Here is a 13,622-nt window from a genome sequence, read left to right as displayed (position 1 = left end):
TCAGAAGGCGCGGGACAAGGTCGCCGTGACCGCCGCACCGCCGCCGATATAATAAGCGGGTGCCTGGCCGGGGATAATCGTGCCGCCACGCCCCGCCGCATCGCGGGCGTTGGTGCTGACCGACTGCACGCCCGCCAGGACATGAGGGTCGGTGACGTTGATCGCGTTGAGCCGCAGATCGGTCCGCTTGCCGTCGATCCAGTCCGCCAGATGGACACCGATCGCCAGGTCGAGCGTCGCATAGCCCGCGATGCTCTCGTCGTTCATGAACGTCGCATATTGGCGTCCGACATATTTGCCCGCGATACTGCCGAACAAATGCCCGTCGTCATAGGTGCCGCCCGCGCCGAACTGGAGCGTCGGGCTCGACACCGCACGCTTGCCCCGGGTCGGCAGAAAGTCGTCGCCGACCGGCAGATCATCGTCGATCCGCGCCCGCAGATACTCGCCGGAGATATAGACGCTGACGCCCTTGGCGGGGCGATAGTCGATCTCGGCATCGACGCCGTAGGATGTCTGCCCCCCGGCGTTCAGCGTGGAATTGACCAGGGCACCGCCATTGTCGACCACCGTCGCGAGCTGGCGGTTGCGGAACTTGTAATGAAAGCCCGTCACCGAGGCCGACAGGTTCGGGCCGATATAGCGATAGCCCAGTTCCTGCGACACCGAATATTCGTTCTTCACCGCATCGGTGCCACGCGTCGAGACCACGCCGCCATCGTAGCTGTTGTAGAGCGTGAACTCGTTGGGCGTACGGAAGTTGGTCGTGATATTGGCGAATAGCTGCTGACGGCCGTCGATCGCGTAATGGACGGCGGCGCGGGGCAAGGCGACGAAGCTGTCGCGGCGCACGCGGCTTTGCGGCCCGGGCAGATAGTTGCGACCGTTGCGCAGCAGGTTGACGCCCTTGAACCCGATATCGACCGTCAGCCGCGGGGCCAGCGCGATGCTGTCGGCCAGAAAAAAGCTCTTCGTCACCGTCACCGTGCGCTGGTTCTCATAGGCGAGCAGACGGCCATCGGCGGTGCGGATCGCCCGGCTGGGAAAGCCCCAGGGGTCGGCCGGAGAGCCATCCGCCCCGACCGCGCCATAGGTCTGGGTAACGCGGTCGGTGCCATAGTCGAACCACAGGCCCGCCGTCAGCCGGTGCATGCCCGCCTGGAGGGTCAGCTTGGCGACCTGCCCGGTCCGCATCTGGTCGCCCGTATAGTTGCCGAGGACCGTGGCGACGCCGTCCACCGCGCCGGGCAGGACGATCGGCTCCGCCAGCGCCTCGTTGCCGAGGAAATTCCCGGTGGTCGCGAGCTGCGTGCCATAGGGCGAATTGCCATAGCCGAACTGGAGATAGGTGGTGCCGTCCAGAGTCAGGCGATCGCTCAGGAGCAGATGCACCGGTGCCGAGGCGTAGAGATTGCGGAACGGCGCGCGGTACAGCCGCCAGTAATCGGTGGCCCCCGGCGTATAGCGCGCGGCATAGTTGAACCCACGCCCCCGCGCCTGCCAGTCCGCCAGCGTCGGACTGGGATAGCTGGAGGAATTGGCGTCATTGTACGACAGCGCCAGGCTGGCGCGGTTGCCGCCACCCCATTCGCCGAGCAGCTTGGCATCGACATGCTGGCGCGTGTCATAGCCCGGCCCCCGCCAATTGTCGGCGCGGGTATTGGAATAGGAGATGAACGCCTTCAGGCCGCTGCCCCCGATCGTGCCCGTATCGACGCGGACGAAGACGCGGCGCAGGTCGTATGACCCCAGCGACAGATCGGCGAGCACCCCGCGCGTCGCCTTGGGATCGTCAAGCGTCAGCGACAACAGGCCGCCCGCTCCTCCGACCGTGGGGGAGTCGATATCCACCGACCCTTGCGCCAGCACGACCCGCCGGACATTCCCCGGATCGGCGAATTGCGACGGATAGGCGTAGTAATAGCCGATATCGTTCTGCGGCGCCCCCTCCATCAGCACGCCGATCTGATCCTGGCCCAGCCCGCGCAGCGTCAGGCTGGAGCTGGTCGACAAGCCATAGGGATCGCTGGAGGCGACATTCGCGCCCGGCAGCAGGTTGACGAGTTGAAACGCGTTGAGCGTCGGCGCCTGTTTGACGATGAAGTCACCGGAAATCTCGCTGACCGCCTTGGGCTCGGTCTGATCGGGCAGCAGTCCCTCGGGATCGCGGTGCCCGATCACGCGGATATCGCTCGGGGCATCGCCCGCCTGTTGCGCCGATGCGACCATGGGCAGGGCCAGCCACACCGCCGACAACAGCAACGCACCACGGCGGATCATCTGATCGCGGGAAATCACAACCGGCATCGTCTTTCGCGTCCACTTCACACGGAGGGACGACGGATGAGCCGCGACCCTCCCTACGCCGGTATGACCCGGATCAGGTTCAGCGGGTCATGGGCTGCTGCCCACCTCTCAACCGCGCATCAGCGGCCCCCCGGGGATGGCGTCGTCCTAGGCGGTTCTGGCCCGCATGCAAATGCCTATCGTGGGGCGACAGCCGCTTTACCGGACTGGGGTGATCATGTGTCGCGCCGGGCCGTCACCCCGTGTCGCAACGACGACATGCCACCGGGCGGTGCGCCGGACGGTCGCGACCCGCCACGAAACACCGGTCATGCGAAGGAAACGCGCCTGAATATCGGCGGCATGCTGGGCAAAATCATAATAGTCGATCCGGTGATGCGCCAGCACCAGTCGCCCGCCGGGACGGAGCGCTTCGGCGACATCGAGCGCGACCTGTCGCATCGCGCGCGGCGACAGATAATAGAGAAGCTCCGCGATCACGACCGCATCATAGGCCGAGCGCGGGAAGCGTGCCGGCAAGGCCAGGGTAATAGCACGACCGCGCGGCCAGGGCGCGACGGCCCGCGCCGTCAGACGCGTGCCCTCCGCCGTTCCCTCGGTCGCATCCATGCGGAGCGCGCGCGGGGCGATGGCCCGGCTGTTCGACCCGTTGCCGCTGCCCAGTTCCAGAACCCGGCCCAGCGGCCCCTCCCCCAGCGCATGCAGGATCGCGGCCCGCTTCACCGCTTCATCCCGGTTGGAGAAGGTGCGCCAGGGGTCGTCGTCCGTCGCGAACTTCTCGGAAAAGCCGCTGAGACCGATCGCCTTCATCGCCGCTCCTCCACGAAGCGCTCGACCGGGTGGGCGAAGACTGCCAGTTCATGCCGGGCGATCGCGAAGCCATGCGGGTCGTCGGCAATCGCACCCAGTTGCGTCCGATGCGCCCTGATCAGCGACCGCTTCGCCGCTGCGCCACCGGACAGTGACACGGTCCGGCAGCGGACGACCATCCGGCGCTGGGGCGGCCAGACCTGATAGGTCAGACGCCGTCCGCCGAACCGGAACTGCCCAAGCGCCAGCGCGACCGCCCGGTGATCGGGATGCGCGTCGGTCGCGGCGGGCCCGACCAGCACGTCCGGCTTCCGATGCCTGCGAAGCGCGCGGTGCAGCGCGTCGCGACACCGATCGCCATGCGTCGACAGACCGCCATCGGGCAGCCGAAGGAATGTCACGGCGCCGCGCCCTACATCCAGGCGACGAAGCGCGTGCAGGCTCTCCTTCTCTCGCGCGGCGATCAGGCGATGGGCGGGCCATGTCGGGCTGTTCGGATGCGAGGCCGCGCCGTCGCTGACCACGATGACCGACACGTCCGCACCGCGTCGCCGCAGCGCCTGGATCAGACCGGCCGCGCCGATCACCTCGTCATCGGGATGCGGCGCGACGATGACCGCCCGGCAAACGCGTCCAAGCCCAAGCTTCACAGGGAAGGCGCCAGCAAACCCCGTTGCACCGCCCGCCCGACCCGAAGGCGTTGGGCATCGGGTACCGGCTGGCGCAGATAGACCGCCAGATCGCCGAGCAGCGCGGATAGCGGATGCGACAGGAATTGTCCGGCGAGACCGACCGCCTCCCGAGCGATCACGATCGCCCGTTCGGCCGCATCGGTGACGACCAGACGCGCGGAGGCGACCCGTGCCAGCCGCGCGTCATCCTCCGCTTCCTCGAACCAAAGCGTGGCCGTCCGCCGGACGATCGCCGCCGCCGTCTCCGCCAGTCCGAACAATTCCGCCAGCCGCGCCGCCTGGAAGGGGTCGTCGGCGCGCCCCGTTTGCACCAGATGGTCGCGGGTCCGGTCGAATATTCCGGCAACACTCCCGGCATGGGCCGCGACGAACCGCAATGCCCCGCCGCTGAAAAACGGCTCGCGCGCGTAGAGATCGGGCGCGCCGATCCGATCCTCGTCCTCGATCACCGCGTCGTGCCAGCGGACCTGATGCGTCTCGGACCGCTGCATGCCCGTCACCCGCCACCAGTCGCGATCGATCGCCGGGACGACCCGCGACAGGTCGAGCAGCAGCAGTTGCGGGCCACCGGGCGTATCCGCCGTGACCAGCGCATGGCTCAACACGCCGGCCCCCGACGCATAGCTCTTCCCGCCGGTCAGTCGATCGCCCTCCAGCCGCAGGGGTTCGCCCGCGAGAGCGGCATTCCATACCCCCAGCATCGCCCGCTGCCCGACCAGATGCCTCAACCGGTCCACCTGACGGCCCGATCCGTAACGCTGTACGATCTGCCCCGCATCGACATGCCCTTCGAGCAAGCGGGCGAGCGGCAGATCGCGACGACCAGACTCATACAGCCCCGTCAGCAGCGCGACATAGGCGTCGGGCATCGGCGGATCGACGGGGGGCGTATCCGCCCAACCATGCGCAGCGATCGCCTTTCGCAAAGCCTCGGCCATGGCGTTCATGCCGCCATCTCGCGCCATTCGGTTTCCAATCCCGTCAGGATTTCCTCCGCCTCGCATAACGATATCATGGCCTTGTGACCGGGCGACGCGGGAACGACGCGCATCGCGAACGCCTCGTCATTGGGGCAATCGCGTGCGACGCCCAATATGTGATCCGCGGTCAGGCCCAATCGCTCGCCCAGGGCCAGTCGCGCATCGACCCGGTCCATCAGGGCGAAGCCCCGCCGAGCCTCCGCCTGGGCCCGCCACTGCCAGGCGGCTGCGCGGGGATCGGCCATGCGCGGCGGCTCGCCCTGATCCAGCGCGAGCAACAGTCCCGCGAGCCCGCCCGCAATCCGCCCCTCGCGGCGCGAGGATGTCTCCACCACCATCGCACCATCCCGGCGGACACGAAGCCCGGCCCGCGCCGCATCGTCGAGCAATCGCGCATCTTCTCCGGACGGGAGGGGCAGGAAACCGCCCATCATCCGATAGGCGGAGGCGCGGATCGCGATATTGGCGCCGCCGCTGAAATGATGGGTATCGCGCGCCTCCCACGCCACCGGGTCGATGCTCCGGCGGTATCGATGCAGCCTGTCATAATATTGTTCGATCCGAGAGGCTTGGGGATCGTTCCTGGCATGGGTGCGGACGATACGGCCGGCAACGACCTCCGCCTCGATCAGGCTCTTGCGCCCTGCGATGATCCAGTCGCGACGCGGCTGGCTGTCGGCATCCGTCGTGAAGACCAGGCCTTCGCCGTCAGCCAGAAGCGCCAGTCCCATCGCCACCGCCGCGCGCCTGGCGGCCCCCGCATTGGGCGGCCCGTCCCTGCCCCCCTGCGCCACGGTCAATCGAAAGGGCAAGGTCGGCGCAAGCTGATCCAGCAGGGCCGCACTGCCGTCGCGACAATCATCGAGATGGATACAGACGTCCAACGCGCCCATGTCACCGGACAATTTGCCGATCGCTGCGAGCAGACCGGGCAACATCGCCTCCTCGTTCCGAGCAGGGACGCAGATGACCACGGGTGCGTCGTCGAGCAGATATTTTCTCCCTCTACCGACCGCCGGAATCGCAGCGACAGCAAGTTGCCGAGATCATTGGGCTGATACCGATCAATAGCACATGTAGGCCCGTGAAAGGGAATACGCCTTGATGAATATCAAGCCCTTACCGTTCGATCTCGGCGTCCCGCCATATGGACCAAGGATGCACCTATCCATGGCCTGTCGCGGCATGTGCGCTGCGTCACGATGCGTCCGTCGTTATGCAATTGCGAGGTTACGGCTCGTCCATTCCTCCTGCGCGACCATATCGATCTGCCGCACGATGCCCCGTGTCAGCCCTGCCGGAACCGTGACGCGGAAGCCCCGCACCAGCAGTCCGTCGACCGCCCAGCGCACGCAATAATCCGCCGCGACGCCGACCACCTCGACATGCTCCACGCCTCGGGCCTGCAATCCGTCGAAGAACGCCTCCCGGTCGGTCGTGTCCGCCGTACCGATCCGCTCCACCATCAGGCCGGGCTCCGCCCACATGTCGAACACCCCTTTTTCCAGGCGGTAGGTGGGGATGGCGGCGTCCACGACATTCGGATCGACCACCAGCGCCCAGCCCGGCGTTCCTACCTCGCAATGCGGCGGGAACTGCTTCGCCTCTTCCGACAGGGCATAGATGGCGGGGACATGGGTATCGGCGGTGAACAGCACTCCGGCCACCTCGGCAGGCCGGAGCGCCGCCAGCCAGTCGTTCATCGGCGCGACGATCTCTTCCGCGCCCGCCACCGGCAAGGCACCGTCCGAGGCGACGAAATCCCGCTGCATGTCCACGACGATCACGAACCGCATCCGACATCTCCTCTCATCAATTGACATAGGCGTACGGCACACATAGGTAAAGTGCATAATGCATATAAGGTCTGGCTGATGGACGAGTCCCTGCTCCTCGACAGCTATGATCCGGGGGCGTTCGAGCGGCCCTCGGTCGCCGTTGACCTGATCCTGACCAGCGTCGTGGACGGCGCTCCGGTGGTACTGCTTCACCGGCGCGCCGCGCATCCCCATAAGGGAGCATGGGCCCTGCCCGGCGGCTTCGTCGGCATCGGAGAAAGCCTGGACGATGCGGCGCGGCGGGTGCTGGGTACCAAGGCGCGGATGGACCAAGCCTATCTGGAACAGCTCTATAGCTTCGGCGCAGTGGACCGCGACCCGCGCATGCGGATCATCAGCGTCGCCTATTTCGCGCTGCTGCCCGCCGAACGCTTCACCGCCGCGCCGGGCCTGACGCTCGCCCGGGTCTCGGCGCCCGACGACGGTCCCATCACGGCGTCGGTCGATGGTGTGCCGATCCCCCTCGCCTTCGACCATGACGCGATGCTCGACCTTGCGATCCGGCGGCTGCGCGGCAAGCTGGACTGGTCGCCGGTCGCCTTCGCGCTGCTGCCCGAACGTTTCACGTTGCGCGCGCTTCAGGACGTGCATGAGGCGATCCTGGGTCGTCCGCTCAACAAGCCCGCCTTCCGCCGCCGCCTAATCGACAGCGGCCGGATCGTCGCCACCGGCAAGCGCGAGACGGGCGCGTCCTTCCGGCCCGCCGAACTCTATCGCTACACCGGAAAGCCCTGATGGCCCCTCTCCGAAACTCAGCGGGCCTCCATCCTCCAGCGCGTCCATCGACGTCGCCGATCACTGTCGCCGGGATGACATGATCGCGGGATAACGCTCGGCGGCGGACGCGACAACAGGATGTAATTTCCCATTTTCCTCGCAAGAACGACACCGCCGACCACGACCATCGGCTGCGAAATCCGGATGATCGCCTATTCGTCCGGCAACTTCGGCAAGGCGCTGGTGCTCGGTGGCGCCGATCTGACGATCCTCTATCTCCTGACCGACGTCCTCGGGCTCGGCAGCGCGCAGGCGGCGGGGATGCTGTTGTTCGCGGCACTGGGCGATCTGGTGTTCGACCTGCTTGCGGCGCGGCTGGTGCTCCGCTGTCGCGCGGCGGGGCGGGGCTATCGCTGGACGATCGCCATGGCCGCACTGCCATGCGGGGCCGCGTTCGCGCTGATCTATGCGATGCCGGGACTGGGCGTGCACCGGATCTGGGTGGTGGCGGGCACGATCCTCATCTTCCGCAGCGCCTATGCGGTCGTCGATGTGCCGCATAACGCCCTGATGGCGCAGGTCAGCCGCGACAGCCGCGCGCGTGGGCGGGTTTCGGGGTACCGGCTGTTCTTCAGCACCGCCAGCGCGCTGGTCATCGCGATCGGACTGACGCCGATGGTGCAGCAGGCGGGTCGGACGCGGCATTTCGGCGCCTTGGCGGGCACGGGGATCGCAGTCGGCCTCGCCTTCGCGCTGACCATGGTGCTGTGCGTGTGGGCGTCGGGCGGGCGTGACAGGCCCGCCGCGACGAGCGATTTGAGGGGCGACGGGATCAGGGTGCCGTTGCGCGATCCCATGGTGCTGGGCATGGCGGCGCTGGCGCTGGTCACCGGGTTCGCGATGCCGTGCTTCGGCCGAATGCTGATCTATCTGGGCAGCTATGTGGTCGCGCGGCCGGGCGCGGTTTCCCTGCTGCTGACGGCGATGACGGCGGGGCAGTTCTGCGGCGTACTCGCCTGGACCGCGCTGGCGCATCGCTTCGGCAAGGCACAGGTACTGGCCCTGGGCCATGCGGTGAGTGCGCTTGGGCTGATCCTGTTCGGGCTTTGCATGACATGGCCGATGGGGCAGGTCGCGTGCGCGGCGTTGATCGGCTTCGGCTTCGCCAGCGTCTTCATGCTGCCCTGGGGGCTATTGGCCGATGCGGTCGACGTGGTCGAATGGCGGCATGGGCGGCGGTTCGAGACGGGGCTGTTCGCCTTCTATCTGGTGCTGGTCAAGGCCAGTGGCGCGGCGTCGACCGCGATGATCGGCGGGGCGTTGAACCTGCTCGGCTATGTGCCGGGCGCGGTCCAGCCCGAGGCGGTGCGGCTGGGCATGGTCGCACTCGGGCTGGGGGTGCCGCTGGTCGGTGCGGTGCTGGCGATGTTGCTGCTGCGGCACTTCACGCTGGATCATGCGCGCCATGCCAGCCTGTTACGCGCGCTGGGGCGGCGTCAGGGCGCGGCGGAGCCCGTCTCCGAATTGAAGCGGGGATTGTCGAAGTCCAGCGGCGACGGCGACACCTTGGCCGGGGGCTCGGCGCTTTCCGCCCAGGCGCGGCAGAGCATATCGCGCAGCATCGCCGCTCCCGCCGCCGTCCGTTCGTAGATCAGCGCACGCACGTCCTTGTCGGCGGGGTCGCGGAACCCGTCGCGCTTTTCCAGCCGATAGACCGTCTCCATCCGATCACCCGACTGGTCGAGGAAGCGCAACACGGCCTCGAACATGTCGCCCTCGCGATGGCCGGGTGTCGCGATCCGGGGCAGGATATCCGCCGCCTGGAGATGGATCGCATCGACGAAGCCACTCTCGAACCGGCCATGGATGCTGCGGTCACGGGTATAGCCGTTCGGATTGGGGCCGCGCCAGCCATCGGAGTTGACCGAGTCGTGCAGCGGCTGTGAGCCGTCGCCGATATAATGGCCCAGCCGGATCGCCTGGAACGCGCAATGCTGTTCCGGCACGGAGGCATCGCCGCCGCTCGCCTGCGCCGCCCGGATGGCGCGCATGCAGACGATCAGCCGATCATAGGCCTCCATCGCAGCATAGGGCAGCGTCCCGGTCCACCGGACATTGGTGCGCGCGGCGGTCGCGGGATCGCTGTCCTTGATGACCTCGTAGCGCTTATAGAGCGCCAGGATGAATTCGTATCGCGAGCGGGGGATCGGCTTCAGAAAGGCGAATTGCTCGCGGAACCAGCCATGGTTCGGGTCCTCCTCGATCTTGGAGAAGCCCTCCGCATCACCGCGCCAGCTGTCGGGCAGGGCGGCGGAGGCGGCGATGTAGTCGACATGGCGGCGCAGGAAGACCGGGCCATCGTCCGGGATGGCCTCGATCGCCGCGCGGTCGATCACGGCATGCGCGGTCCCGCCCCAGGCCTGGGCGGCGGCGGGGCACAGGATCAGGGCGGCGGCCAGGGCAAGGCGTCTCATGCCGGTTCCTTTCAGGGGTCCAGGGGATCGCGCGGATCGACGCGCTCGGCCTGGCGCGACGGGCGGAAAACCAGTTCGGTCGGCGAGACACGGCGGACGACCCGGCCGGGTTGATAGCCCAGTTCCGCCATGTTGCGCTCGGCGAACTTGGCGCTTTCGATATAGCCGCTCTGCGCCGGGTTGCAGACGATCAGCGTCTCGGCATCCGCGGGCATACCCAACCGCGCGAGCATGCGGCTGGCGTTGCGCAGGTTGGTGGTGGTGTGGCGGGCATAGGGCTCGCCGATGATCGCCTCGGGCGGAATGCCGTAGCGTTCGATCAGTGCCCGGCGCATCTCATCGGCTTCGGTGAACGGCGTCGCGCGCGGATGGGCGCGGCCCCCGCTGACCAGGATGAAGGCGACATCCCCTTGCGCGAACCGCCGCGCGGCCAGGCGGAGATGATATTTGCCGAACGGGCTGAGCGGCTCACCCTCCATCTCCGGGCCGACGCCCGTCACGATCATCGCGCCATAGGGATAGCGCCGCCAGTCCAGCCCCCTGGCACGCGCCGCCGCCGCCGCATTGGCGCCGGCCAGCAGCGGCTCATGGCCGATGGCGTCGGTCCGGTCGCTGACATCGAGCAGCGCCAGCGCATAGTCGATGCTGGGATCGAGGCTTTGAGCCGATCCGGCGCGGGGCGTATCCGATAGCCAGTCGGCCGCCTGGAGGCGGGACTGCCGATCCTGCGGCGACACCGTTCCGGGCCCGTCGATCGCGGTGGTGGGAACGGCCCCCAGCGCATAGCTGCGGACGATCATGTTGACGCCCGCTATCTCGCGATCCGCCTGAGCACCCACGCCGTCATCGGCGGCAGGCAGGGCCTTCTCCCCCGCCACGGCGCGGCGAAGCGCATCGGCTTCCCGCGGGCTCCAGAGCATCGCCTGCGCCCGACAGGTCAGGTCGTTCCCGCAACCCGCGCGGCGATCGCGACGGGCGGCCAGGACGCGCTTCATCTCGGGCGTCTCCGCGATCCGCCCAAGCACCGCCGAATCCCGTCCGGCGGCGTCGAACATCGGGAAGAGGCGCGCGGACAGGGCGGACAGGATGCGGTCGCCCACCTCCTGCCCCTGCGCCGGGGCGGCCAGCGCCGCCAGGGCGAGCATGGCGGCGCTGGCCGTGGTACGCATCACCAGCTCCGGCTGACGATGAGGCGGAAGTTGCGCCCGAACAGCGGGCGACCATAGATCGCCGTCGACGAACCCTGGCCCGCAAACTGATCGGTCCGGGTATTACCCTCGGTCAGGCCATGGGCGTTGAACAGATTGTCGCCGACCACCTGAACGCGCCACGTCCCCCAGTCGAGCGAGGCACCCGCGCCGACCGTCTGGTATCCCGGCATCGCGGTACGGTTGAACAGGTCGACATAGCGGCGGCCGACCCATTCGAACCGACCGAACACCGACAGCCGCTGCTCGCCCAGGTCGAAATCGACGCTGGGGCGCAGGTTGCCGAAGAACTTGGCCTCGCGGATGATCTGGTTGCCGTTCACCGCGCTCGGGTCCGCGCCCGAGGTGTTCTGGAGATTGGCATATTCCGGATTCTGCCAGGTGACCGATCCGTCGAGCGAGAACCAGCGGACCGGCGCGACACGACCGTCGACCTCGACACCCTTCACCGATGCCTCGCCGATGAAGGGCAGCGTCTGGTCGTTGCGGCCGGTCACCGGGTTGAACGCCGCGAAGGAGGCGTTGAAGGGATTGAACTTGGTGTAGAAGCCGGTCGCATAGAGATAGTTGGGGCCGAAGCTCGCCTTCAGGCCGACTTCATATTGGCGCGCCTTGGTCTTCACGATCGCCGGGTTGATGCTGGTCACCACCCCGAGCTGCGGCGGCACTTCGAGATTCGAGATACGGCCATAGGCGCCGAAATGACGGGTGAGGTCGTAGTTGACGCCGACCGTCCAGTTGGTCGCATTGGGCTTCAGCCGCTGGTCGAGCACCTGCCCGGTGAAGGCGCGGGTGGTGTCGTCGGCCAGCGTCGTCGCGTCACCCAGATTGACCTGGGTCGTCGGCGAGGCGAAACCCTTGTAGCTATAGCGCTCGGTGCGGATACCCGCATCGACGCGAAGCCCCCGGGTGATGTCCCAGGTATCGTTGGCGTAGAAGGCGATCATCTGCGCATCGCCCGCGCCCTGGTTGAGCGTGGTGGTGTAGCGCAGCACACCGTTCTGGGTGACCGAGCCCAGCACCTGCCCGGTCGCCGAATAGGCGACGAGGTCGAGCGTGCGCGGCTGGCTGCGCACCTCGATCAGCATGTCCTGATAGGCCTGAAGCAGGGTGTTGCCGTAGAAGGAGCTATACACGCCGACGCGCACGTCATGCTCGCCCAGGCCGGTCGCGAACTGACGCGTGACGCTGAGGTCGCCCTGCACCGAGTAGAAGTCCGATTCCGACGCGCGATACTGCCCCGACATGACCAGTCCCGACGCGGCCGAGGGATCATAGACCGAGGCGCCGTTCGTCCCCGCAAAGGCATAGCCGAGCCGCGCGACATTGGCACCGAAGGCGGTGCGCGCTGCGTTCAGATAGCCGGCGGCGAAGCTGTTGGCGTCGGCGGGGTTGGTGGTCGAGTAGAAGGCGTCGAAGCTCGACTTGCCCTTGGTCCCGCCCAGCTTGGCCGAGACCTTCCAGCCGTCGAAGTCCGCCTCATAGTCCAAAGCGGCGTTGAAGAAGCGCATATGGCGGCCGTTGGACAGGTCGCGATTCATGCTCTGCAAGGCGCCCGCCCCGTCGCGATATTTGATGTTGACGTTGCGCAACGACGGCGAGTTCAGCGTGCCGGTGAAATAGTCGATATAGTGATTGAGCGAGACGCTGGGGTTGCGCGGATCATTGGTCGGGATCGGCAGGTAGAAGACATTGTGGTCGTTCACATATTCGGCCGAAAGCTTGACGAAGCCGTTGCTCAGGTCGTGCTTAAGGTTGGCGCGGATCTGGCCGCCCTTGTCGCTGGGGAAACCGCCATAGCGATAGCCGTCATGCTGCCGCAGGAAGCCGCCGACCGCGAAATAGGTGTCATCGCTGATCGGGCCGGACTGCATCGCGTCGAGCCGGTAGAGGCCGGTGTCGCCGAGCGTCAGCTGCGCTTTGCCCCGCGCCACCGGGCCGCCCGATACGGTGATGTTGTTGGCGATCGCCGCCGCGCTGCTGGCATAGATCGGCGCCGGGCCGCCGCGCACGATCTCGACCCGCTCGGTCATCAGGTCGTAGCGGTTCATGCCTTCCCCGGAATTGAAGAAGACGCCGTCGATCTCATGATAAAGCGGCAGGCCGTCCTGCTGGAAGATCAGATAGCCGCGATCGGTGGGAATGCCGCGCACGCGGGTGACGTTCTGCACCTCGCCGCCGGTCGCCTCGACCTGGATACCGGGAACCGTGCCGAGCAGATCGGCGAAGCTCTTCGGCGCGATCTTCTGCACATCGGCCTGCGACATCGAGTTGACCGCATAGGAGACGTCGAAGCGACGCTGCGCACGGGCCGAACCGGTGACGATGATGTCGCCCTGCGCGCCGCTATCGGCCTGCGCCGGATCGGCGGCGGGCGTCTCGGCCGTGGCCTGGCCCGTCGCATCGGTCGTGGTCGGGCTGGTCGTCTGCGCATGGACCGGAGCCGCCACCACGCAGAGTGCGGCCATGGCAGAGCTGGCGAAGAGATTGTGGCGTTTCATCAGAATGTTCCCCCGAAGTGCAGTGCGATTGAGCGCGCCGATGCGCGGTGCGTGTGACGGATTTATTTATTTCTGCGAAAATTAATCGCCTTCCG

General features: G+C 67.2%; 10 protein-coding genes, 1 pseudogene and 1 riboswitch. Of the genes and pseudogenes, 2 read left to right on the top strand and 9 right to left on the bottom strand.

Annotated elements, in window-relative coordinates:
* The 6 genes from OXQ33_RS02955 to OXQ33_RS02930 all read right to left on the bottom strand — a co-directional run bounded on the left by OXQ33_RS02955 (position 1) and on the right by OXQ33_RS02930 (position 6,585).
* Positions 1-2,280, bottom strand: coding sequence for a TonB-dependent receptor (locus tag OXQ33_RS02955; RefSeq protein WP_267433194.1), 2,280 nt, complete (start codon positions 2,278-2,280; stop codon positions 1-3).
* 60 nt (positions 2,281-2,340) lie between these two features.
* Positions 2,341-2,450: riboswitch (TPP riboswitch) on the bottom strand.
* 55 nt (positions 2,451-2,505) lie between these two features.
* Entirely contained in the window at positions 2,506-3,117 is a 612-nt protein-coding gene (locus OXQ33_RS02950; protein WP_267433193.1) for a methyltransferase, read from the bottom strand.
* On the bottom strand, positions 3,114-3,767 hold the full coding sequence (locus OXQ33_RS02945) for a PIG-L family deacetylase (protein ID WP_267433192.1): 654 nt from the start codon (positions 3,765-3,767) through the stop codon (positions 3,114-3,116). The genes OXQ33_RS02950 and OXQ33_RS02945 overlap by 4 nt, the downstream gene beginning before the upstream one ends.
* Positions 3,764-4,774 (bottom strand): acyl-CoA dehydrogenase, encoded by a 1,011-nt coding sequence (locus OXQ33_RS02940; RefSeq protein WP_267433191.1) that lies wholly within the window; start codon positions 4,772-4,774, stop codon positions 3,764-3,766. The genes OXQ33_RS02945 and OXQ33_RS02940 overlap by 4 nt, the downstream gene beginning before the upstream one ends.
* Positions 4,753-5,763 (bottom strand): glycosyltransferase, encoded by a 1,011-nt coding sequence (locus OXQ33_RS02935; RefSeq protein ID WP_267433190.1) that lies wholly within the window; start codon positions 5,761-5,763, stop codon positions 4,753-4,755. The genes OXQ33_RS02940 and OXQ33_RS02935 overlap by 22 nt, the downstream gene beginning before the upstream one ends.
* Positions 5,764-6,003: 240 nt before the next feature.
* A complete protein-coding gene (locus OXQ33_RS02930) occupies positions 6,004-6,585 on the bottom strand; it encodes an isochorismatase family protein (RefSeq protein WP_267433189.1) in 582 nt (193 codons plus the stop codon).
* 78 nt (positions 6,586-6,663) lie between these two features.
* Here OXQ33_RS02930 and OXQ33_RS02925 point away from each other — a divergent pair, with 78 nt between their 5' ends.
* Positions 6,664-7,362, top strand: a complete 699-nt coding sequence (locus OXQ33_RS02925; RefSeq protein ID WP_267433188.1) for an NUDIX domain-containing protein — start codon at positions 6,664-6,666, stop codon at positions 7,360-7,362.
* A 186-nt stretch (positions 7,363-7,548) separates the two neighbouring features.
* Positions 7,549-8,787, top strand: a pseudogene (locus OXQ33_RS02920) (MFS transporter); the annotation flags it as partial.
* Between the two features lie 53 nt (positions 8,788-8,840).
* Here the strand turns inward: OXQ33_RS02920 and OXQ33_RS02915 are convergent.
* Genes OXQ33_RS02915 through OXQ33_RS02905 form a run of 3 tightly spaced genes read right to left on the bottom strand, consistent with a single transcriptional unit; the run spans position 8,841 to position 13,527 of the window.
* Entirely contained in the window at positions 8,841-9,818 is a 978-nt protein-coding gene (locus OXQ33_RS02915; RefSeq protein ID WP_267433187.1) for a nuclease, read from the bottom strand.
* Positions 9,819-9,829: 11 nt separating this feature from the next.
* On the bottom strand, positions 9,830-10,987 hold the full coding sequence (locus tag OXQ33_RS02910) for a YdcF family protein (protein ID WP_267433186.1): 1,158 nt from the start codon (positions 10,985-10,987) through the stop codon (positions 9,830-9,832).
* A complete protein-coding gene (locus tag OXQ33_RS02905) occupies positions 10,987-13,527 on the bottom strand; it encodes a TonB-dependent receptor (protein WP_267433185.1) in 2,541 nt (846 codons plus the stop codon). The genes OXQ33_RS02910 and OXQ33_RS02905 overlap by 1 nt, the downstream gene beginning before the upstream one ends.
* Positions 13,528-13,622: the final 95 nt, after the last annotated feature.

The sequence above is a fragment of the Sphingomonas sp. GM_Shp_1 genome, from assembly GCF_026540895.1.
Lineage (GTDB): Bacteria > Pseudomonadota > Alphaproteobacteria > Sphingomonadales > Sphingomonadaceae > Sphingomonas.
The sequence above is the reverse complement of the archived record's forward strand: the minus strand, read 5'-3'. Positions and strand labels throughout refer to the sequence as shown.

Coding starts and splice junctions, on each gene's coding strand:
- OXQ33_RS02905 (WP_267433185.1), bottom strand. CDS start 13,527: ATGAAACGCCACAATCTCTTCGCCAGCTCTGCCATGGCCGCACTCTGC.
- OXQ33_RS02930 (WP_267433189.1), bottom strand. CDS start 6,585: ATGCGGTTCGTGATCGTCGTGGACATGCAGCGGGATTTCGTCGCCTCG.
- OXQ33_RS02955 (WP_267433194.1), bottom strand. CDS start 2,280: ATGATCCGCCGTGGTGCGTTGCTGTTGTCGGCGGTGTGGCTGGCCCTG.
- OXQ33_RS02915 (WP_267433187.1), bottom strand. CDS start 9,818: ATGAGACGCCTTGCCCTGGCCGCCGCCCTGATCCTGTGCCCCGCCGCC.
- OXQ33_RS02925 (WP_267433188.1), top strand. CDS start 6,664: ATGGACGAGTCCCTGCTCCTCGACAGCTATGATCCGGGGGCGTTCGAG.
- OXQ33_RS02910 (WP_267433186.1), bottom strand. CDS start 10,987: ATGCGTACCACGGCCAGCGCCGCCATGCTCGCCCTGGCGGCGCTGGCC.
- OXQ33_RS02950 (WP_267433193.1), bottom strand. CDS start 3,117: ATGAAGGCGATCGGTCTCAGCGGCTTTTCCGAGAAGTTCGCGACGGAC.
- OXQ33_RS02940 (WP_267433191.1), bottom strand. CDS start 4,774: ATGGCGCGAGATGGCGGCATGAACGCCATGGCCGAGGCTTTGCGAAAG.